Origin of the sequence: Shewanella sp. M16 (assembly GCF_018224605.1) — a bacterium.
Classification (GTDB): Bacteria; Pseudomonadota; Gammaproteobacteria; order Enterobacterales; family Shewanellaceae; genus Shewanella; species Shewanella oncorhynchi.
The window spans coordinates 1-24,300 of the sequence record NZ_JAGTUL010000008.1; the positions used below are offsets into that span (position 1 = coordinate 1).

Below are 24,300 nucleotides of genomic sequence, written 5' to 3' on the forward strand. Positions count from 1 at the left end.
GTGGGCTCGGAGATGTGTATAAGAGACAGATTTAAATCATTTTATTTAAAATGGTGTGAGTGAATTAAAAGAGGGGTAGGCAATTTTTACCTAAGCTTCGGTAAGAGTTTCAGCCTAATACGTTGAATCAAAGACTGTGAGCTGATGTCGTTCATAAGTAAAGACAAATAAAAGCCGACACTGTTAATTCGTGAATCAATTCATTAATTAATCAGTGTCGGCTTGTTCTCTATGGGCTTTTTAACGCCAAGCAATTACTGTGGTTAAAAACGCGCGACACTCAATGATTGCAGCCATTAAAACCTCCTTGTTCTATGTGCCGCCATGCGAGTGTGCTGAATGCGAGCGAGTGCAGCCGTGCACATCGGATGGAGTCATTACCTGCCAATATGTTGAAATTAATCAGCAAGCTATCTCCGTCAATCAAGATGTACTTTGATGTACTTTGGTAAGTTTTTTAGGCTTGCCGCATCAAGCTGGTCACATCCGCTAGCATCTACCTCTACTAAGCTTGGCAGTTTTGCCAGAGGCGTGAGATCGGTCACTTGAGTGTGAGATATATTAAGTTCTCTTAGCCCAGTCAATTTTTTCAATGGGGTTAGGTCTAAAACAGCAGTGATGGCAATATTTAATATATCTAATTTAGGCATGTTAGCCAACGGGGTTAAGTCCGAGACCTGAGTTCTATTTAGAGAGAGTACTGTTAGCTGAGTTAATTTTCTAAGCGGCGTCAAGTCTGCAATATCAGTCTTGTTGCATACAAGAAAGGTAATATTAGTCAAGTTAGCTATGGGGGATAAATCTGTCACTTTAGTGCCATGGAGCATTAGAGACTTTAGTTGTTGCAGTCCCGCCAATGGCGTTAGCGTGGAGACTTGGGTGTTGAGCATATATAAATATGTTAGTTTTGTTAGCCCTGCTAGCGGCGATAAATCAGTTACTGCAGTGTTTGAGAGAGAAAGGAATTCGAGTTCGGTAAGCTGGGCTAACGGAGCTAAGTTTGAGACTTGAGTGTTATCGAATATAAGTACTTCCAGCTGTTTGCAATCTTTCAATGGCAGCAAGGTGTTCACTTGGGTATGGTGTATATTTAATTCTCTTAAATTGGACCAAAGTTTGAGCGGCCGTAGATCGGCCGATTGTACGCCACCTAAATTAAGACTCACTGCATTCTCTTGGCCATAATCTTTGAAAGCCGCCGCTATCGCTTTGCGGCTCAAACTCTCTTCGTTGTCATAATCGCGGCAAAGCTCGGGCCACAGGCTATAGATGGATGCCGAACCTTTATTACCTTGGCGGAAATTATAACGCCACAGCTCAGTGACTTGCTGTTGACGGTAGTTGGGGGAGAGCTTAACCGCAGGGTTGAGGATGATTTTGCTCAGCAGATGCAGTGCATGATCCACCTTATCTCCGAACACGTCATTTCTGTCGGAGAATTTTTCAGCAAGCTGCTCAACAGTACCAAACAGCTTGTCGATAAATTGGCTGTGTTGCTGACGGCTATTGCCGTTTTGGGAATAGTCTTCAAATACCAGTTGCCAGCATTCGAACCAGCTTTGGCTATTGCAACTTAAGGTCAGGGAGTCGACCAATTTCTGATTACCACTCAACTGTGACCATTGCCCACTAATAAAGTGGGCGGCAAAGTATTCTTGAAAAGACAAGTGACTGAAGGCAAATACTGCCTCGTGCCCTTGCTCGGCATCCTGTCCCCTGTCGATCAAAAAGCCAGTACGGCGCTTGATATAATCGATTAAGTTTTTGGCGGTTTTTTGGCATTTGTCTTTATCTTCATAGACTTCTTCTAGCTCTTTAGCGAAGAATCTTGTCAGTTCACTCTCTGTAAGGCTGGTGACGCGGCTAATATCATTATCAAAATAGAGGTTTTCAATTTGAACATTGTTGTCGCCAGTGTTACCTAATAATTCACTCAGCTTGCCTAACTGCATCGCATAGGCCAGTTTCGCCAGCCAGTTGCGTATGTCGGTATAGTCGAAATCTTCGCTGTCGATAAAGTTATTTTTTATGCCTCTGGCCCTGTCCATGCTAACCAAATAGGTCTCGATGATTTTCTGGTAGAGTTCTGCCCGACCATTGGGCAGGCGACCACGGCGTTGTTGAATAAAGCAGATCATATTCAGCAGTACAGGAGTGCGCGATAAGTTATTGAGCGCATCGTTACCGTCAAAAGCGGCCTGTAGATCGTCGATAAACTGCGCTTGTGCATCGCTAGTGTTTACATAGATTTTGCACCATTTTTGGCTAAACTGCAGTCGCTGCTCATTATTGAGTGGCTGGATATAATAGAGCCCAAAGTCATGTAGTTGGGATGCATCAGTCTTACGCTTAAGTCTGTTTGGATTGGCTAGCTTAGCGTTAAGTCCATCTTTAACCTGAATATCAAATTCATCCGCCTCATTCAATGCGTGTAAATCTAGTGGCTGATTTTTATCAATATTGGCAAAGGGCCAAAGTAAGGATGCATCGAAACCAACAACCCGCGCGGTCATAATGCATCGGCATGATGGATATTGGCTAAATAGAGTTGCTAGAGTTTGCCCCAGATTCAGCATTTCCTGCTTACCGATTTCATCCAATCCGTCGACCAACAGTAAGACCTGACCATTGGCCATGGCCTCAGTGAGCTTATCTAGATCCAACAGTTCACCAAGGGAGCCTAAATAGCCCCTTATATTGGTGAGAAATTGCTCCGTATTATTGGGCACAGTGAGAAAGGCACGAAAATCCCTCACCCTTAAAAGAATTGGCAGTAAGGGCCCCATGGCCTGTTGCACATAGTTACTTCTATGGTGGGCTAGGCTTATTGCCAGCCAATGCAAAAAAGTCGTTTTGCCTATCCCTGGATCACCTAATATAAATTGGCGCGGTTTTGCAGCTAACAGCTTGGCTAGGCTGATGTTGTCTTTGGCCTGCAGCATTTGCTGCGCAGTATCGAAGTTTTCGGCGCTGGTGGCACTTGTGCCAAAGCTTGGCAGCACGAAGAGATCGTCGATAAAGGCACTGTCTTGATCTATATCGGCATCATCATCCAATAAAGCTAGGCCTTGATTATTCAGGCAACCATAATAGTCTGCTAATTGGCGGCAATAACGGTCAAATCCTTCACGGTAAAGGTCAATAAATTTGCTTTTATCCGAGGGCTCAAATTCAGGGAAATACTTCATATTATTAGGCCTCTATACGTGCTGGGGCATTATAGGATTGGATAAGTTTATGCAGGTAATCTCCCCAAGCGGGTAATTGACCACTTGCTTCTATGTCCGTTAGCAACTTGGCGAAGCGAAATTCGGTGATTTTATTGGGGTGAACAAATGCACCTTGTGCTTCACCATTTAAGGCTGTGAGATGCTTCAAAGCAGTTATGTCAGATTTACCTGATTTGGCAAATTTATAGAGATCATTAATTGAATCTGGGCAAACGCTTAGCATCTCGTATACCTCCCTGTAGCTTACATAAGTGTTAGCAAGGAAAAGCAGGGACTGGGCATGGAGCTGGTTTTGTTCTTCATTTGTGGTTTTAGTGATAAATGCTGCGAGTCGGTTACAGATCATTTTAAGGCGCCGAGGGTTGGCTGGCAGGTAGTTTTGTTGTTCGAGCTCTGCTTTAATTGCCGCAATAATGTCGCTGTATTTGTCGTGTTCATGTCTAAATATTTTGTTTAGATTGTTCGCTACAAAGTCTGCGATATTCTGTTGACTGGCAATGGGCAACCTGTGGGCGTCTTGACACAGTTTCTCTAGGTATTCTGTTGCATCGTGATTAGATATATCCTGCTTATTTGCTGTGTTTCTGAGTTGTGCATGTTCGAGTTGAAAGCTGGCTTCCAACTGAGCTGGGTCGATAGCAATAACGAAAATGCAGTTTTCTAAGTTGAGATGAACCTTAATTCCCTCTAGCAGTTTTTTGGCTGTTGTCGCATCGCAGCGATCAAGATCATCGATAAAAATAATACATTTTCTATCAGCCTCACCTATCTCAACTTTGTTTGTCAGTAAGTGGTCTATTGCCGTACTGAGGGCATTATTGATCTGATCGGTTGAGAGTTGGCTCAGCAGATTATCTTTCTCGTATTTATCCCCGATAGATTGGATCTTATCTAGGCCTGAAATCGCCCCAGCACTAAGAGTCTTGATCACTCCATCAAACACGCTAAGACCCGCGACCATGCTGACGTTTGCAATTTTTCCAACCTTGTCAAATAGTTGCCTTTTTTGGCTAAAGGACTGACGCATAGTATGCATAAGGGCGATAATGGGTTGGGGCTCATGTTGATAGCGCCATGCTTCGAACCATACGCCATGGTAATGCGGGGTAGCATCGTTAGAGGTAGGAACCGCTTCACCCTTTATCGAAGGTGGGTTCTCACCGAATAACTGTGCGTATAACTGCGCTAAAACGCTGGTCTTGCCGCTGCCCCAATAACCTGTAATAGCGATGGTTTTAGGTGCCTGACTCTGACGTATCTCTTCAGCGATACCTTCTACAAAAGTAGTGTAAAGGCCGAAGTCGTCGGTTAAGACGGGCAAGTCGTTTAAGCTTTGATGAGCCATGCGGTATCCATATCCTAGCAGTACATACAATTCGATTAACGAATCGGTATCTTACGGTGTTTTCCCTTTAGATTCTATTGGCTTGTTAGTCAGACTTGACCGTATGCGGATGGTCACAGTTAATGCCATAAGTTGCAGCTGAGCGCTATCGCGGCAGTGGCCATCGGAAAAAGGGACTTTTCCGTTGAGCCCCCAGGGATGGGTTCACGGCGTGCCACTAGAGCGATAGTGTTTAGCGGTATTGGCACAAACAGAGTCTATAACTCAAGGGATTAGATTGGCAATAACGTAGGCGCTTCGATTTAACGAGGTAGAGAAGAAAACAGCATCAAGCAGGGAGTTGAGTCCCTACTTGATGTATCTATTGTCCCGTAGGGGTTAAAAACGATTTAATGGTTTCCAGCGTTGCAGGTTAACTGGAATGGTCGCGCCTTGGGATAACAGCAAGTTAATGCGGGATTGATAGGCCGCGCCCACCATTAAATGTTTGGCTAAATCCACCGCATTACGGGCCTTATAGTCATCTAAATAACTGCCTTTCGCCCAAGCGTTAAATGCGCCGAGCGCTGGGCCTGCCCAAATTTGGTAATCCATTTCGCGGCCGATTTCACCTGTGTTCGACCAGCGGCTAGACAGACCCAAATACCAGCGGAAAATCAGCGCCATCTTACGTTTGGGGTTATCCAGTGCGCGCTCGATTTGCTTAGGATCGCGCTCGTTAAAGTGGGCGACTGTGCCAGCCCAAATATCATCGAGTGATGAGCGGAACACTTGCTCTTCGAGCTTTTTACGCTCGTCCGCAGGGATGGCATCAATCGAATCGTAACGGGTGTAGATCTCATAAAGCTTATTGGCGCGCATCGGGAACAAAGTGCCGCGCTTAACCACTTGTAATTTCACGCCCATTTCGAACATATCGGCGGCAGGCGCCATAGTCACATCGGCCATTTCTGTGGTGGCGAGTAACTTACGTGTGTGTTCGCTCGCGCCCGCCTCCACACACGCTTGGTTGATAGAACCTGTGACGATAAACGCCGCGCCCATGTTGAAGGTGGCTAATGCTGCATCGGGTGTACCGACGCCGCCGCCAGCACCCACGCGGATAGGCGTTTTGTATTGATACTTAGCTTGGATTTCATCTTTAAGCGCCAAAATCGTCGGCAATAGCGTCACTAGCGGGCGATTGTCGGTATGACCACCAGAGTCAGCTTCGGCCGTGATGTCGTCCGCCATCGGCACAAGCAATGCCATCGCCATTTGGTCTTGGCTGATAAGACCATCACTCACTAATTGCTGGAGGATTTTGGCAGGCGCCGGCTCCATAAACTTAGTTGCGACTTCGGTGCGGCTGATTTTTGCGATGACTTTGTTGCCAATGACTATCTCGCCATGTTCGTCGCGGCTCAAACCTGCCGCGCGGTAATAGACGATTTGCGGCGTTAAGCCTAAAAATGCCGAGGCTTCGACCGTGCGCACTTTATGTTTTAAGAATAACTCAACACTGCCGCGCTCTAATGCGGGCTCACTTGGGCTGTGAATTAAGTTAAAAGCGTAGGGACCATTAGGCAGCGCCGCCTGAATGCGGGTAATGGCCGCTTCAACGCGGGATGGAATTAACCCCGCCGCGCCAAACGAACACAAAATGCCCGCTTGACCTAGCGCGATAACCAGTTCTTCTGAGGCAATACCGTTGGCCATAGCGCCAGCGTAGTAAGCGTATTTAACCCCGTGTACGCGGCGAAAATTACTGTCGCCTAAACTTTGGGTGCCAAGGGCTGGGGCAAAGGCGCTGACGGGGTGTGAGCCTAGTGGCGCTTGGCTGTCGCTTGTGGTTACTTCGGCAGTTTGCGCTATGCCTAAGCCTTTTTCGCTGTGATTGACTAAGTAACAGGCTTGGCTTAAATCTTTGAGTTTTTTGCCTAATGAGTCGATATCAAAGCTCAGCGCGGCATCGTTGACTTGCCACGGCCAAGGGCTGAGTTTTTCGTTATTGCTATTGAATTGATCTAGAGTATGGCTAGTCATCTTGGGTCTCGTTTTTATTGCTGCTGCGTTGCTATTACCTGGGTAAAAAGTTCGGGTGTAAAAGCCAACGCAGCTGCAGGATTATTTTTAAGTTATTCAATAAACAGAATTTAGCGTATTAAGCTTCTTCAATACAGATGGCGATATCTTTAACTTCATAAATCCGCAGGCCATCTTTACTCAAGTTGGCATCGCCCATAATGATGCGTTTGCCATTGTCGTCTGTCACGCTGGTAATGTGCACATCCAGCGACATCTGCTTGTTTAATGGGTTAATTTGGCCGCGATACTTCCATTTGATATCCGATAAAATCTGCCCGAATTTTGGACTCTTAAAGCCAGCGCCAAGGTCTTGGTCAATCGCATAGGTTTGCATCAGCTCGATAATGGCTTCAACCCCTAAGGAGCCTGGCATCACAGGATCTTGATGGAAATGGAATTGGAAGAACCAATCACTCGGGTCAATGGTGCGCTCGGCGTATAAATAGCCAAGGCCCGCTTTACCGCCGGCTTTTACGATTTCAGCCTTGTCGATAAAGTTAAGTTGACCGCCCGCTAAACGGTAATGTGGCTTACCTTGTGGCGCATTAAAGCTGCGATGTTGTTTATCTAACAGATTGATTTGGCTATCGGCTGCTATGCCATTTTGCACATGCCAAGGCTGAGTGATCTTGCCGTTGTCTATGCCTAACTGGTTTTTCAGCGCATCGCCCTTGAAGTAACCAAATACTGCTTTACCTTGGTAGAAAGGCTCGCCATCGCAGCTTAATTCAAAACTGAAATTTTGGATGATGTTACTGCCGGCAATCACAGTCGATAACAAACGTGAGTCGTTCACTATGGTTTTGCCACGTAAATCCACATGGCGCAGCAACTTACCGCTACCGTCTAAGTTACGGAAAAACAGCTCTTGGCCGGGGAAGCCCAAGGTGGTGCCCATATAACCTGAGATAAAGCCGTTTGGCTGCAGTGATATTTCCATCAGCACAGAATAGGGCATCACAGCGTGATGGCTGTTTTTATCGTAATACCAAGCGTTTGCGGGCACTTCGTATTCGGCGATACATGAAGAGGGCTTTTTCAGCTCGCCGCGTTTGCCGTCAATCGCAATGACGCGAGTCGTGAGCTGCAAATCACCGCAAGGCGTGCGCGGTGGAATAAGGCCGCGATAGATGCTGAAATCGGGGCCGAAGCAGTTTTCGATACCGCCAGTGGCAAATTCGAACATGTGGTACGGCGTGAACGGCAGGGTATCGGGCACGCGGTTAGCATACTTTGAACCCGCAGGCGCAATCGGTGCAGGCACATGTTGCAGAGGCACTACGCCTTTGTTGGTTGGCGCAGTTAAATCGGGCAGCAGCGCCATCAGCGGCGCGGCTAATGATACGGGTGTTGTTGAAACCTGCGGCGCAGCCGAAGCAGTATTTTTAGCTACATTTTTAGTTGTATTGTTAGCTGTGCTGGCATGATTATCCGCGAGGTAGCGGGTGCATTCGGCTTCTTCTTTGATCATCACCCCAAGGTTTTGGAAATCCACCACCACTTTGCCATTGAGCAGAATATCGATATTCGCCTTAGCATACGGGCGCGGGCTCATACCGATTTCGGTAATTTCCATGCGATAGGTGAGCAGGCCAGATTGCGGCAAGACTTGACCACGACAGCGCACTTTTTGTGACGCGTTTTCTAGCGGTTGGAAACGACCGTCTTTTACACCGAGGTGCATACCAATATGCAGCATAAAGAATTGCAGTAATTGACCACAGCCTTCGGCCATTAACGACCCCGCCATCACTTGGTCGCCCTTGAAATGACACGGGAAATACCAATGATCAGCTTCGAGCTGCTTATGGCCTTGAACTGAGCCTAAGCCCCACGCGCCGCCATGCACCTCAAGATTGCTGACTTGTTCAATCATCAGGAATTTTTCGGATGCAAAACATAAAGAGGGCTGCAAACCATATTGGGCTTGATGCGCCGCATGGGCGCCGCCAAAACAGCCACCGATATCGGCGCCGAGCAGTTTATGGATTTGGCTGTAATTAAATTGGCTTTGCGCGCAGTTAAGTAACGGATTAAAGCGCGGCTTATTGGGATTATTGAGCGCAAGGTTGCGCGCTTTGATTTCGGCTTCGGTGTGAATAACGCCTTTGCCGTCGGCCAGTTCTTTGTCGGTGAAGAAACCGGCACAGCCGCCATCCATTTTCAGGATCAGCTTGTCGCCCACGAAACATTCGTAGGAGAAGAAGAACAACAAGGTATCACCATTGCGGGCAAAGTGATTGATGGAAATGTCGTAGCGAAGGGTGTCGCCACCGCGCGGTAAGTCGCCAAGGAAGGTCAGGGTGCAATCGAGCAGGCGATAAACGCGCTCGCCTTTATTTTCAAAGTCGATACCTAAGTAGCTGATCAGCATCAAGTCGCATTGACCCGATTCGACCGCCACGGCCCAAGGGATTTGGCCATCGACCAAATACGGTGCATCCACAGGAATATCGTATTCCGTGGTCATAGTGCAAGGCTGATATTGGTTCATCTGGGCGTTTAATTTCGTTACCCGAGATACCAGCAAATAGTCAGTGGTTGGCAGGCGTACACGGCGCGAATAGCTGTCGATAATGGCGTAATCTGGGCCAAATACTTTAGCAATATCACCTTCGGCGTACTCGACTAAATCTGCATAATCCCAAATGCAAGGCTTGCTTATCGGTGTTGGCGGCGTGTACTCAGGCACTTTTGCATGATTGGGAAAAAGCACCGGAGGTGGAAGAACCGCTGTCGCAGATGCCTGAACAATGGCTTGCTGTTGTACTGGCGCAGCTTGGCCATTGACGGCTAACTCGCTGGCAAGCTGGGCCTTCATCAAGGCATCGGCCAGTTTCAGGCCTTCAGCGCGAGTTTGCAAAAAGGCTAAATGGGCTTCACGGGCGAGTTGCTGATTGCTTAAAAATGCCGCGTCTTTTAGCTCTGCTTGAGTGGCGTTTTTATTGGTGCTTAGGGCATTCATTGGCATGCTGCTTAATGTCTCTTTTTGTTGAGCCGTGGTTGGGCTGCTTGTTGCAAAGCTATTCGTGTCTTTGCTCGCTATTTGGGCCAAATGTTTGCGTTGGCTGCGCGCTGGCAGTGCTGTCATGGCTTGGGCTTTTTGTTGTATAGCATCAAGGCCTGCGAGCGGGGTATCTAGGATATGCTGATAGATATCGCGGCCACCGAGCGTTACTTGTTTTATTAAGTGTTTTTGCTCAGAAAGCGTTAAATCTTGTTCAAGCCTTTGCTGCAAATTGTATGCTTGCGTGGTACTTTGGCTGAGCAGTAACTGCGAGCATTTACCTTGGCTAAACGTGGCAACGAGCGCGTGCTGCTGAGCTTGAGAAGAATGCTTGTTAAGTTGCGTTTGGTTTTTAAGCTGCACCTGATTTTTAAGCTGAAGCAGCGCGCTCAAAATACTCGCCATACCCGCAGCGGCAAAGTTGTGGCCTAGGGTATCAGCAGCTTGGCTGCGCTGGTTCACACTCGGCAACAGGGTATTGAGTACCAGCTCTGAATCGGCAAGTTGCTCAACCGCAATACTGGTTTCAATCAAGTTAATCTGGCTGCTATTCACCTTGGCTTGGGTTAGCAAGTCATCGCAAATACGCGCAGTGTTGCTATTACCTTGTATGTCACAAATCGCGCCAAATACTTGGCCGCTGATGTGACCATAACTGTCGCCATAGCTGCTATTGGCATTAGCATTGTCAGCGGCATTACTTGGCTGGGCTGCACTTGATTGCGCTGTTGTGAGCACTAACGCGCCAGCACCTTCACCGACTTTCCAGCCTGTGTCAGTGGCAGTAAATGCCACTGGCGATACGGCGTTTTTAAGGATCACTTGCTCTAAACTGCCACTTAAATCGACGGCGGCGATCACTACGGCATCTAAGGATTCTTGGGACAACAGATTTTCGGCCACATCGATACAGCGGGCGACCGATTGCTCGGCCGCCGAAATGGTAAAGGCAGGGCCGTTAAAGTCCCAAAGGGATGCGATACGTGACGCCATTATGTTGCCAATAAAACTGGTGTATTGGTTCAGTTTGGCGGCATCGAGCACACTGTCCATGGCGATCTTTTCAAGGGCGAGATACTCGGCTTGTGTGAGTGTTATCCCTTGTTTTTTAAGACTGTCTGCCAGTTGAGTGTGCAGATTTACGCGGCCACGGAACTGGTGTAATTCCAGTTCGGTTTCCATCGCTACTAATACAGCAACCTTGCCACCGGGTTTTAAGTTGGCATCACGGATCGCTTCATCGGCCACTTTGATCAGCAGCAGTTGCTGGGAGATCAGGCGATCATCCTCATTGGGCGGCACTTTAAAGCGCAGGAAGTCAAAATCGAACTGGTCGATATACGCGCCTTGCGGTACAGCAGGCAAACCAAAGTTAGCTAAGATCTCAGGGTGTTTATCTAAGCCTTTCCAGCGTTTAGCGGGCAGCGGGATAAAGGCATGTTGCCGAGCATGAATCGTGTTATCCAGTGCATTAATGGAGGTTAAAGGCCCAAAGTGCGATGCTAAGCCAATGATATTTAATGGCGTGTGCTGGTAACTTACTGCGGCTGCGGCTTGTTCATTCTTCTTGTTTGTATTGGCAACATAGGATTCCAGCAATAAATGCGCGTTACAGCCGCCAAAACCGAACACGGAAACACCCGCGTGGCGGCGGTCATTGCCGGCTTTATCTGGCCAAGCATGCAATTCTGTTGGCAGATTTTTAGCGCTAAATAAGCCCTTAGGCGAGGATATCGGCGCTGATAAGTTAATACTTGGCGGCAGTCGACCCGAGCGCATGGCAAAAATCATCTTCATGATCCCCGGCATGCCCGCGGCTGTGAGTAAATGGCCTAAGTTGGATTTTGCCGAACCGATCAGCGGTACCGCAGAGCCCGCGAGTTTGTCCTCAAAAAAGCGTTCCATCGAAGCGAGTTCGACCTTATCCCCAAGCGGCGTGCCTGTGGCATGGCATTCAATCACTTCGATATTGGCGGGCAGTGTGTTTGCGGCACTATAGGCGCGCTCGAAGGCTTGCACTTGGCCCTTACTGTTGGGGCTTAATACAAACTGGCCTTTACCGTCGTTCGACAAACCAATGCCGCTAACGACGGCATAGATGTTGTCGCCATCGCGCTCGGCATCTTCTAAGCGTTTTAATACCAAAACCCCAGCGCCTTCTCCAGCGAATAAGCCCTTGCTGTTGCTATCAAAGGGCGCCGAGATACCATGATCTGGATAGGCGTGGAAAATCGAGAATCCCATGTTGATAAAGAAGGGATCGGCGCCCGATACTGCGCCCGCAAGCATCATATCTGCCTTGCCTGTTGTTAGGTAATCGCAGGCGAGTTTGAGCGCATAAACCGAGCTGGCGCAGGCGGCGTCCAGACTCAACTGAGTGCCACCCAAACCGAGTGCATCGCTGACCAGTTTTGAGGCTGTGTGAGCAACCGCGCCATTGGCGACGTTTAATGCTTGGCTATTGGCATTGAGATCGTTAACTGAGTTGCCAAAATCAGCCAGCTGAAATGCGCTTTGGTTAAGTTTGTTTTGCAGCGCCTTTTCAACGGTTTGATGATACAGAGGCAAAAACAGTTCGTTGGAGCGGGCGGTGGGGAAGGACAAGGTTCCCATTACGATACCAGTGCGCGCCAGTACGGCATCGCTTGGGGCAATCCCTGCGTCTTGCAGGGCTTTACGACTGCAATCGAGTGCCCATAAAAAGCTTTCATCTAACCCGTCAAAGGCGGACTCAGGCAGTTGATAGCCCCTAGCATCAAACTTAAAGTGTTGAATGTAGCCGCCCTTATCACAGTAAAAACGGTCAGACTGACCCTGCACACCTTGGTAATCGGCGGGATTGGCATTGAGCTTTTCACGGTTAATTTGGGTGCGAGAGTCTTTTTTATCCAGCAGATTTTGCCAGAAGGTTTGGGGATTATCGGCGTCAGGATACTGAGTCGCAAGACCGACAATCGCAATTTTTGACGCACTTTTTGATGCGCGGTTTGACGCAATGGTAGGCACGTTAGTTTTATCAATCGTAGGGGAATGCTGAGAACTCACAGGGGTTCTCCTTTTGGTGATACAGCTGATGATAAAGGGGCTGCATTAGCACTTAATGGCTGAATAAGCGGCGCGAGCGAAAGCGGTACTCTGTGGCTTATCAGCTGAGCTAAACACTTGAGTAAGCTGGTAATCGCATCAGCACCCTTGGCATTGCAAGCAATGGCTGCTGTTGCCTCGTTCGCCGTGCTTTGGCCTGCATGGGCATGGCTGATTTTATCTATGAGTGTGCTGGTTTGCCTATCGGCGCCCACTTCGACAAACAGTCTTGCACCTTGCTCAGTGGCATTTTGAATGAGCGCACTAAAGTCGAGTGGCGAACAAAAGGTATCGGCAATCGCGCGGCCAATGCTTGTGCTATCAAGGGTGACTGGCGCAGTTTGCGCTGCACTGATAAAGCGGATCGGCGAGTCTTGCGCCGCCGCTTTTAGCGCCTCAGGTTTTAATGCCTCGGGATTTAGCGCCTCGGGTTTTAGCGCTTGAGTATAGAAATCTTGTACTTGCCCGTGGACTAACATGGCAGGCGCAGTATGCATTGCCGTGACGCGATTGGCAGCAATGCCGCGTTTGCCTAACTTGGCAAGTAGGGCTTTGCAGCTTGTTTCGCAGCCTGCAATGACGCAAGTATCACCTTGGGTGATGGCTAAATAAGCACGATGAAACTCTGGCAATAATGCCTTGATTTCATTGCTGTCGGCGCGCACCACAAAGCTGTTCCACACTATGGATTCATTATCCGCAAGCTGCCATGCTCGGCGCACTGCGGTTAGCTCGCCAGAAATGGCATGGTTGAAAATATCGCTATTTTCGGTGGCGTTGATCATAGCATGGGGTGTTTGCCACACATCTAGGCTGGCCCACATGGCTGCTTCGCCCATTGAGTAACCGAGCGCCATTTTTGGCTTAATATTAAAGACTTGGGTCAACAGCTTAGTGAATAGGTAGCTGGCGCCCACGCCACTAATCGCTTGCTGGCTTAAGCTCATGCTTGCTGCGGTTTTAATATTCTCGGCATAAATCTGCGGTGATTGCAGCATGGCGCTTAAATCGCCTTCACGCTCCAGTTGGTGATACAGCGCGGGGAAATACTCATGCAAGTTATTGAACATATTGGCGTAAACAGTGCCAACGCCGGGATATACAAAGGTCAGCCCCGCATCCCCTAGCGGCTTCGCGGTAAAACAGCTACCCGCTGGCGTCTTAAAGTGTTGACCATGATGACGCACTGCATCATTTTCAAGCGCCGTAAGCATAGCTTTGGCTTCAAGTTTGAGGTCATCAATCGATGCTGCCATCAAGACTAATGCCAGTGGTGCGTTGGCATCATAGCGTTCAAACCAAGGTTTGAGTTGCTCAGCGCGAAAGTCAGCGTGCAAGCCGGCGCCATTTTCCAGAGTGTTAACTAGTTGCAATACTTGCGCGATGAGTGAATCAATATTGTCAGCACTTATCGGCACAAACAGCCGGTTTTCATCAACAAGAGCTTTGGGCGCGATAACTTGTGTGCCTTGGGTCAGTACTAGGCTTTGGCAAATATCTTGGCCTGAATCCAGCAAGGTATCTGCTGGGTTTGATCTTGTTGCCGCTAGATTCTTTGCTACAAGATTTAGACATAAAACCCGCGCTTGATGTTGGTCGCTAAACCAATAGCCAGTTTGATGATTGGTGTCGTTTGTCTGTTTTATATCAGTAGTGCCTTTAAGCGGCGCTTGTGTTCGCGCAGCGAGGGCGGTTACGCCTTGGCGCAGCGCAACAAAGGCCTCGTTGAGAGTGTTGGCGACAGTCTGATGTTGAACGGTTTGAGCTGGATTACGCTTTGCCGCCGCTAATGCAGCATTAGCAACCGCCGCTGCATTAGCAACACCTGTTGTCTCATTACCAGCGGCAAAGCCAGCAATAAACGCGTGGGCGTGAAGACGCAGTTTGGCGGCGCGTAAACCATCAAGCAAATACAGGGACTGAGTCAAAGGCTGGGGCAGATTGCCATCATTGAATTTAAGTTCAACGAGCTTGCCTTGCTCAATGGCTGTTGTTGCTTGGCCTAACAAGGCAGTGAGCGACCTTTGCTCATGCACTGACGGTTTATGCCCTCTTGGTTCATGAGCTGTCGGCACATGTACTGTTGATTGGTTGGCATCGGCAGCGCAAATCTGAACTCTTTCACGTTCCGCAAACGTTTCTAATACTTGGGCTGAGTGAGAGTCAAGGTTGACGGCATCGCCAAGCAACACTGCAATACGCAGTGGCTTGGCAAGCTTTTCAGTCATAGCCGTGTCAGCTATCGACGTTTCAGTTTGGCCGCTATGGGTCGTTGCTAAAGGGTGGGCTAAATTCACTCGACTTTTGCCTCCACGCTTTCAATGGATTTATTCGCAGCGGTTTGATTAGCAACAACTTTGTTGGCTAAGAATGTACCGTTAAGGTTTTTGCTGATGGTGACTTTGGCGTTGTTCATCTCGCAGCTTAAGCGGCCATCTTGATGATACAGCGTGATATTGGCTTCAAGGGCACGGCCTGAGTGTTTCACCACCTCGAGCACTAAATACCCTTTATCGCCAAAGGCAAACGGCGCATGGGAGATAAACTCACCAATGCTTGATGGTAAACTCGCCGCGCCATATTTGAGTCTCACCCACACTAGCATCGCCTGTAGCAACAAATCTTCCGCAAAAGCTTGTGAGCCTTTAGGCGTGAGATTAGGCACAAAATCCCCGCAGTCCGCTAACGCAACATGGGGAAGACTCACCTTAGCGACTAAGCTCGCATCGTCAAACTTCACCACCGACTCAATACCTTGCAGTCTTGGGCCGTGGAAAAGCGTGCCGTCGCTGTAAAGGCTGCTCGCGGTTGTGATGACAGAAAGTCCTGCCAAACTGTGCGCGTCAAAAGCAGTTGCTTTGCTGTTAGTGGCTAAGTTATCACTCGCCGCGTCATCAACAGCATCATCAACGACTAGGATGGCTTTATATTGCGGACGACCTTCAAAGCTGATTAAGGCATTGAATTGTCCACTCAAGCACTCGTCAAAATCTTTCGCGGCTTTATCCGTTAACGCAATCGGTGCAAGTTCAAGTTCCAGCGTGATGGGGGCTGCACTTTCTAACACTCCATTTTGTAACACGGCAGTGTCGAAAATAATGCCCTTCAATAGCTTATAGCTTTGCACTTTGACAGGCTGCTTGAGCACATCAAAGGCGGCTTCACGCATCCACTGAATCGCGCACACAGTCGGTAATACGGGATTACCGTTAATGCAGTGATCTTCAATAAAGATCATTGCCTTAGGGTCCAGTGTGCGCTGCAGTTTTACTGTTTGTGTGAAAGCGATTGCAGCAAGTGTTGATGCCAAAGCATGCGGATCCGACGCGTCAGTGGTCAGATCCGCTTCAGGCTTTTTTAGATTGCTACCTTGAGTTGCTTGCTCGTCACTTGGAACTGTGCCTTGCATATCAGTACCGACCAGCAATTGTGCGCCTGTGTTGCTCAGTAATTGGCTAGCAAATAACTCAGCACCCGCCTTTAGCGGGATCACATAAACACCGCGATCCATAAACATCTTTTTCAGCGCAGGATTCACCATGCCGCCGTCCCACGGACCCCAATCGAAGCTCATCACTTTGGCATTTGGCAGTTGCTGCGCCAGTTGCAGTGCGGCTTTGTTGAGTATGTCGTTGGACATGGCGTAATCGCTTTGGCCGGTATTACCGTAAAAACCCGCCGCCGAAGAGAACAGGGCGATCAGTTTTACTTTATCTAAATCCAGTGCGGCAAGCAGATTGCTAATGCCTGTGACCTTAGTGCCGTACACCCGTGCTAACTCATCTAAGGTCTTGTCTTGGATGTGTTTATCGGCGAGTACGCCCGCACCATGGATGATGCCGGTAATAGGTGATAACTCGGTAATCGGCACTATCGTGCTGGCGATTGCGTCTGGATTGTTAACATCGAGGCTTAAGTACTCGGCGCTCGCGCCCACGGCGGTAAAGGCTTCTAGTGCGGCTGCAATTTCTAGGCTGCTTTGAACTGGCCATACTAAGGCATCCACTTGTTTTGGCGTGGGTTTCTCGCCCAAGCTTTGAATGTGGGCAATAGCTGCGGCTTTAAGTTCGCTGTTATTTTTACCCTGTGCCCAAGCGGGAATGGTTTGTTGGCTGCTTCTGCCAGCAAGGATAAAGTGCGCCTTGCTGCGTTTTGCCAGACTCAAGGCACATTCAAAGGTCACGCCTTTTGCGCCACCGGTCACCAGTATTTTATCTGCACTCGTCAAGTTTGCCGCGCTGTGGCGGGTATCAGCCTTGCCAGCAACTAAGGTTACGCGCTCAAGTGCTTGGGCTGCGCCTTGGCTAACACCGACTTCCAATACGTTATCGGTTGCAAAGAGCTCAGCGATCACTGCATTGGCCAGTTGCTTGGCATCAAGTGCTGGCGCGATATCTAAGGCGCGGCAATGCACGCTTGGCCACTCGTGACTCAAGGTTTTAGTCAGACCTGCCAATGCCGCTTGGTTTAACTCGCTGCGGGCAATTTGGCTGTGGTTAAGATAACCAAAGCCACCGTCGATACGACTGACGCTGATAAAACTACTACCAGTATTGGCGGTTGCTGTTGTTGTTAGCAGGGGTTGTAAGTGCTTGGCGAACAAGAATGCTTGCTCGACCGACGCTTTGGCGGCACTGGACAACACTAAACCTTTAGTATCTGCTGAGGTTTTATGTTGTGGTTGCAGATGAATAAAGCCTGCAACTGTACCTAAGCTTTTGATCTCATTAATCACTGCGCTGATGCTGGCATCGTCAATCGCCGCCAATGTGAAGCTGGCAATGTGGCTATTGAGCGGTGATGCACTGGCTACAAGGCTTTCTGGCGAGCGCACAACCGCAACCGTTAGACCTTGAGCATGCAATTTCTCGGCAAGTACGCCAGCATTGTGACCATCATCGCTAATGATAATGCAGGCATCTTTAGCAAAAACGCGTGGCAGAGCTTTTTGCGCTGATTGCTTTGACGATTGCTGTGGCGATAGTTGCGTTAGCTCAGCCGCCGCTGGCAACTTTTTTAGCACTACCTCACTGTGTGGCGGTAAATCGATAGTAGGTTCAGGCTGAACGACTGCGCTAACTGGCGCGGCATTCTGGCTTACCGCGTTTTGGCCTAGCTTGCTTTGCATATAGCTAACGATTTCACCTAAGGTGCGACACTCGGCCAGATCTTCAGGATTGAGTTCAGGCAAACCCGGTAGTTCGTCTTGTACTGTGCCTAAGATTTCAACGCGCTTGATGGAATCTATGCCTAAATCGGCTTCCATATCCATGCTCAGTTCTAGCATTTCAGTGGGGTAGCCTGTCTTGTCGGCCACCACTGACATCATGGTTTGTTGGACTTTTTCAGCGCTTAAACCGTTATTCGCTGGAACTTGTGCTGGCGTTGCTTCAACGTTTGCCGCTGGTGCAACTGCTACCGCGCTAACTACTGGCAATTTGCTGTTCATGTAGTCAACGATTTCGCCTAAGGTGCGACACTCGGCCAGATCTTCAGGATTCAGCTCAGGTAAGCCCGGTAGCTCATCTTGCACTGTGCCTAAGATTTCAACGCGCTTGATAGAATCGATACCTAGATCGGCTTCCATATCCATGCTGAGTTCCAGCATTTCAGTGGGGTAGCCTGTCTTGTCGGCCACCACTGCCATCATAGTTTGTTGCACTAACGCAGCGCTTAAACCGCTGGCGGCAGGCGCGGCAGTTGTCACATGAGTTGCTACGATAACTGATCCTACAGCTGGCAGTTTGCTGTTCATGTAGTTAACGATTTCACCCAAGGTGCGACACTCGGCCAAATCTTCTGGGCTGAGCTCAGGTAAACCCGGCAGCTCGTCTTGCACTGTACCTAAGATTTCAACGCGCTTAATTGAATCGATACCGAGATCGGCTTCCATATCCATGCTGAGCTCCAGCATTTCAGTGGGGTAGCCTGTCTTGTCGGCAACCACAGCCATCATGGTTTGTTGAACAAGTGCAGCGCTTAAACCATTAGCGGTAGGAGCTGTTGGCGCTGTTGTAGAAACTACAACTTGGCCAGCCGCTGGCAGTTTGCTGTTCATGTAGTCAACGATTTCACCTAAGGTACGGCACTCAGCCAAATCTTCTGGGCTGAGCTCTGGTAAACCCGGCAGTTCGTCTTGTACTGTACCTAAAATTTCAACGCGCTTAATGGAATCGATACCGAGATCGGCTTCCATATCCATGCTGAGCTCCAGCATTTCAGTCGGATAGCCTGTCTTGTCAGCCACCACAGCCATCATGGTTTGTTGTACTAACGCAGCGCTTAAACCGTTAACGGCAGGTGCGGCTGTTGCCACTTGAGTTGCCACATTTGCAGCAGTAATAGGCGCTACGATAATTGAACCCACTGCTGGAAGCTTGTCATTTTTTGTAAGCTTACTTTGCATATAGTCAACGATTTCACCTAAGGTACGGCACTCAGCCAAATCTTCTGGGCTGAGTTCAGGTAAGCCCGGCAGCTCGTCTTGCACTGTGCCTAGGATTTCAACGCGCTTAATCGAATCGATACCTAAATCGGCTTCCATATCCATGCCAAGTTCCAGCATTTCAGTGGGGTAGCCTGTTTTATCGGCCACCACAGCCATCATGGTTTGTTGAACAAGTGCAGCACTTAAGCCGCTCGTTGCTGGTGCCGCAGGTGTCACTTCTGGCATCACTACAGCAGGCATGACTAATGCAGGAGCGGCAGGAGCTGCTGGCGCAACTTGTACAGTCACAGCAGGTGAATAAGCAACGGGAGCCGTTTGCACAACAGGCGCAACAGGTGTGCTAACAGCGGGTCTCGTCGCAACAACTTGAGTCGCTACTGGTGTAGGAGTGGCATTGTGCACAGTTGCAGCCACAGGCGCTGGAGCAACAGGAGCCGGCGCAGTTGCTCGTGGCTGACTTGCAACTGCTGGAGTAAAGTTAATCGGTGCATTGTTTAACATCGCCAAGGCCGCTTGGCTGCTACTGCTTTGTAGCTGCATAAATTCGGCGTGACTTTGCAGGGTTTGCGCTTGATGCTGGTGGAACATTTCCATTGAGCGTTGCAGGCTTTCTGGGATTGCAATGCCAAGGCTTGCCATCTTGGCTTGTTCTGTCATCAGCGTCGTGAAGGTATCGCCGTATTGCTGCGGGATGGCTAAAAACTGTTGATGTAACTGCGCCGCTTGAGATTGTGCGCTGAAAAATGCCGTTAACGCATCGCTGCTGACGCTTGCTGTACTTGGGCTCAACTGCGCCGTCGCTTGTTGCTGGTGATTGCTTAAGCCTTGCGTAACGCTTGGGGATGTTTGTTTCATTTCAACAGCTGCCACTTGATTCGCTTCCACTTCTATTATTTTCTCAACCACTTTTTCGACGATGACTTCTTTCTCAACAATTTTTTCGACTTCTTTTTCGACAACCGTTTCAACGATGCGATCCACATATTGCACTTGGCTAGTCACGCTGCCTGTGGCGAGGGATTTGGCCATCTTAGCTTTGGTCGTAGCACTAATGTGGTTAGTGGCGGTGAGTTTGATGTTCATCGCTGATGGCGCTTCACGCTCGGCAATCTCTTGTGACGTGACGGCTTGATAGGGATCAACCTCAGTTAATGCCACACCGGCTACCGCGAGTTGCACTGCGGCTAAGCGTAATTGACTGTCACTGTCGCCCTTAGGATTCGGGTTCATGCTGACAAGGCAAAGCTCATTTAAGTGTTCACCTAAGGTATTTTCAACTAACTTTTGCAGTATGTTCTTAGGACCAAACTCAACAAACACACGGGCGCCAGCGTCATACATGGCCTGCAGTTGTTCGCTAAAGCGAACCGATTGCAGCATGTGTTGTTTGAATTCTGCTTTAATCGCTTTGCCATCGCTTGGGTGCAATTGACCCGTACCGTTGGCATAAAGTGCGACTGAAGGCGCGCTGAATTTAGCTTTATCAATGGCTTTGGCAAATGGCTTTTGTGCGTGTCCAACCAATGGGGTATGGAATGCGCCTGAGACAGGCAGGGCAATCGCTTTAAAGCCCTGTTCACTAATGGCTTTCGCGGCCAGCTGAGTTTGCTCTGTGCCACCTGCGATGACTAATTGCGTCGGCGCGTTGTAGTTGGCAATTTTAACGCCATCAAACTGGGCTAAACAGCTATTGATCGCATCGATATCATTCTTTTGCTTAAGAATAATCGCGAACATGGTTCCTAAATCAACTTGAGTCCCAGTATCGCTCGGCACTTGCGCCATGGCATGCCCACGGGCGAAGGCCAGTTCGACGTAATCTTCATTGGAAATCACGCCTGCCGCGCAAAGGGCTGACAATTCACCAAAGCTATGACCCGCCACCATATCGGGTGCAAAACCCGCTTGCGTTAATAGCGAATATTGCGCCATTGAAACCGCGCCTATGGCGCTTTGGGCGAACAGGGTATTGGTCAGCGCCGCTTCTTGGGCTTTAACTGCATCGGCATCGAATGCCGGAATAGGGTAAAGGATGTTCGATAACGGCGTTTGGCCGTGGTGAGCAAATACCTTATTGCTGGCCGTCACTTGTTGGCGCATTTCCGGGAAATGGCAGGCGAGTTCGCGGCCCATGTTCAGGTACTGTGAACCTTGACCAGCAAACAGGGCAGCCACTTTATTGGAGTCATTCTTGCTATTGGTTTCAGTGACTAAAGCTTTTGCGCGGTAGCTGATGCCAGAAGGTAATTGCCACGCCTCGCTTGCATTAGTTTCTAAATGCCCGCTTTCTAAATGCGCACTGCTTTCTAGATGAGAGATGGCTTGATTCAACTGAGCTTGCAGCTGAGCGATATCCTTAGCCACAAAACCTAAACGGGCATCTGTGTCTGCCAGCGGGCGCAGCGGATATTGCTGAGCGATAGCGTTCAGGCTCGCAGCGCTGCTCTTATTCGCGTTTGCGCTAGTGTTCACGCTTTGGCTCAGCGCAGCTTTTAACTCGCTAAGCAGCGCGGCTTTATTGGCTGCGGCAAATAATAGCGTCTGCGGCACACTGCGCTGACGATATTGCTCATCGCGGCTGTGCTCAGGTTTGTATTCTTCTAATACAAGATGGAAGTTCGTGCCGCCAAAACCAAAGGAGCTTACACCTGCACGGCGCGGCGTTGCATCGGCGCGCTGGAACCATGGGCGAGTTTCGGTATTTAAATAGAATGGTGAGCTTTCGATATTTAGTTTTGGATTAGGCTTGCTAACGTTAATGGTCGCAGGCAATACCTTGTGGTGCAGCGCTAGCGCGGCTTTGATCACCCCCGCAGTACCTGCGGTGGACTTAGTGTGGCCCACTTGGGATTTTACTGAACCTAACGCGATATGTTGATTTGTGTCGTTGCCTTGGGCAAATACTGATTTTAAACCATTAAATTCAGCCACATCACCTGCGGCTGTGCCTGTGCCATGGGCTTCAACTAAGCCAATGCTGTGCGGGGCAAAACCCGCGTCATCGTAGGCGCGCTCCAATGCTTTAGCTTGGCCTTCGGGGCGCGGTGCATAAATACTCTTAAACTTACCGTCCGATGAGGCGCCAACGCCTTTGATGACGGCATAAATCCGGTCGCCATCGCGCTCGGCATCTTCAAGGCGCTTAAGCGCGACCATGCCGATTCCTTCGCCGATCATCATGCCTTTTGAATCGATATCAAAGGGTTGAATGGTTTCGTTAGTGGTGAAGGCTGGCGTTTTTGAGAAGCTCATGTACATGGATGGCGAGTTGTCGGTACAGACGCCGCCGGTTAACATCATGTCGCTGCGACCTTCGGTCAGTTCAGTCAACGCCATGCGCATGGCGGCAAGCGAGCCTGCACAGGCTGCATCGACTACGCAGTTCATGCCGCCAAAATCAAAACGGTTGGCGATACGGCCTGCAATCACGTTGCCTAATGACCCTGGGAAAGAGTTTTCTTCCCAGTGGATATATTGGTCTTGGAACTTTTTGATCAGCATTTCGCTGTCTTCATCGCTCAGGCCGCTGCTTTTAAATACTTTTTTTAGCACTGGATATTGCAGGCGCGAGTTCAAGCTCTGACTGATTTTTTGACCACCGCCCACGCCTAGGGTGATGCCGATACGGTCACGGTCGTAATCGGCGGGCAGATTAGCATCGGCGAGCACTTCTTTGGCGACAATCAGCGACAGCAACTGCGAGGTATCCGTCAGCTCAAGAATATTGGGCGGCAGACCAAATTCCATCGGATTGAAGTCAACTTCAGGCATAAAACCGCCGCGTTTACAGTAGCTTTTATCGGCTTTGCTTTTGTCGGCATCGTAGTAATCTTCGGCGCGCCAATGGGTGTCTGGGATGTCAGTAATGGCATCGATTTTTTCGCTGATCAAATCCCAAAATTTATTTAAATAACGCGAGTTAGCGAAGATGCTAGCCATGCCGACGATGGCAACGGGCATATCTTTTAAACGTTTGTTGAGTCGTTTATCTTTTTTTGACTCAGTCGCAGAATTAGGTACAGAAGGGGTATGGCTCATAAAGAGTCTCCACGGGTCGACCTGGATACGGTGACCTTGTTTTGGGATCCAGCCGCGTTTGTCTTTGGCGTGCCATGGGCACCGGGAAAACGGGCTAAGAAGGTGTGATAGTTGCGAACGAGCAACTTTCGTAAATGAAACGGCCCATGTCTGAGGACATAGGCGATATATCTATTGGTCGCTTGGGTATTACTGTCTTGATAAATATCGAGGTAAATCCAATCACTTGCTGTGTCTACGCCTAATAGTACTGAGCTTGGTGCTTGCTCAGTGAGTTGCGGCGGTATGGTGAGTGACACCACTTGCACCACAGTATTGCCGTCGGTACTCGGCAATGCGAGCGCCTTAGCCAAGGTTTCTGGATTGACCGTATAGGTTTGGATATCGCTGCCTTGCGTCACAGGCAATTGATTAAAATAGCGTTCGGGAACTTGCGGTGCTTCAAATTCATCGAGTCGCGATATGCCATAGCGCTTTAAGCAACGGGCAAGGCCGGAGCGCGACACATTGGGATTAATAAAAGTTTGGGTAACCTGAAGTAATCTATCTAAGGTGAGTTTGAGTTGATAGCGTAATCCCACCACCACATATTCTTCCATCGGCGTGAGCGTGGTATTGAGGTGATGGGGCGTGTTCGAACTGTTACTAATGGACTCACGCTTCCGCCATTTACGGACTGTTGCCTCGGTAATATTTAAAATTTTTGCCAGCTGGCTGACGCTCAGATCCGATTGCTGGATAAAGAGTCGCATTTCAGGCGTGGTGGTGGCGTTGCGATGCCGAGGTGCGCTGTCTTTTTTCGCCGCTAGAGTCGTGCTTTTGGGGGCGTAAGACGGCGCTTTAGATTGAGAGTCGCGAGCTGCCATTAATAATAATTATCATCCGACATAATCTATTGGGACTGAGAAGCCATTTTGGCTGAGTCAGCTGTGACACTCTTGAAGAACATAGTGACACTCATCGTAAAACCTGTGCTTATCATCTGTGTCACTTAATGGGGATGCAGATTACCTGAGGTTTCGGGTCGATACAATCATCTGGGACTGGAATTTATTGGCTTTCGTTGAGTAATGGTATTTTC

At 49.1% G+C, this 24,300-nt stretch carries 7 protein-coding genes; all 7 read right to left on the bottom strand.

The features are described 5' to 3' along the window. Nucleotides 1–419 precede the first annotated feature (419 nt). The 7 genes from KFE26_RS07165 to KFE26_RS07195 all read right to left on the bottom strand — a co-directional run bounded on the left by KFE26_RS07165 (nt 420) and on the right by KFE26_RS07195 (nt 24,085). Complete coding sequence (locus tag KFE26_RS07165) at nt 420–3,188, bottom strand: leucine-rich repeat domain-containing protein (RefSeq protein WP_212600014.1); 2,769 nt, start codon at nt 3,186–3,188, stop codon at nt 420–422. A 4-nt stretch (nt 3,189–3,192) separates the two neighbouring features. Continuing rightward, nucleotides 3,193–4,575 carry a P-loop NTPase fold protein gene (locus KFE26_RS07170; protein WP_212600015.1) on the bottom strand — a complete coding sequence of 461 codons (1,383 nt, stop codon included), beginning with the start codon at nt 4,573–4,575 and terminating at the stop codon, nt 3,193–3,195. A 378-nt stretch (nt 4,576–4,953) separates the two neighbouring features. After that, entirely contained in the window at nt 4,954–6,600 is a 1,647-nt protein-coding gene (pfaD, locus tag KFE26_RS07175; protein ID WP_212600016.1) for an eicosapentaenoate synthase subunit PfaD, read from the bottom strand. Between the two features lie 118 nt (nt 6,601–6,718). Next, entirely contained in the window at nt 6,719–12,694 is a 5,976-nt protein-coding gene (locus KFE26_RS07180) for a beta-ketoacyl synthase N-terminal-like domain-containing protein (RefSeq protein WP_212600017.1), read from the bottom strand. Beyond that, a complete protein-coding gene (locus tag KFE26_RS07185) occupies nt 12,691–15,030 on the bottom strand; it encodes a PfaB family protein (RefSeq protein ID WP_212600018.1) in 2,340 nt (779 codons plus the stop codon). Before KFE26_RS07185 ends, KFE26_RS07180 begins: the two co-directional genes overlap by 4 nt. Then, nucleotides 15,027–23,219: a type I polyketide synthase gene (locus KFE26_RS07190; RefSeq protein ID WP_212600019.1), complete on the bottom strand. Its 8,193-nt coding sequence runs from the start codon at nt 23,217–23,219 to the stop codon at nt 15,027–15,029. Before KFE26_RS07190 ends, KFE26_RS07185 begins: the two co-directional genes overlap by 4 nt. Further along, entirely contained in the window at nt 23,216–24,085 is an 870-nt protein-coding gene (locus tag KFE26_RS07195; protein WP_212600020.1) for a helix-turn-helix domain-containing protein, read from the bottom strand. Before KFE26_RS07195 ends, KFE26_RS07190 begins: the two co-directional genes overlap by 4 nt. Between the last annotated feature and the right edge of the window lie 215 nt (nt 24,086–24,300).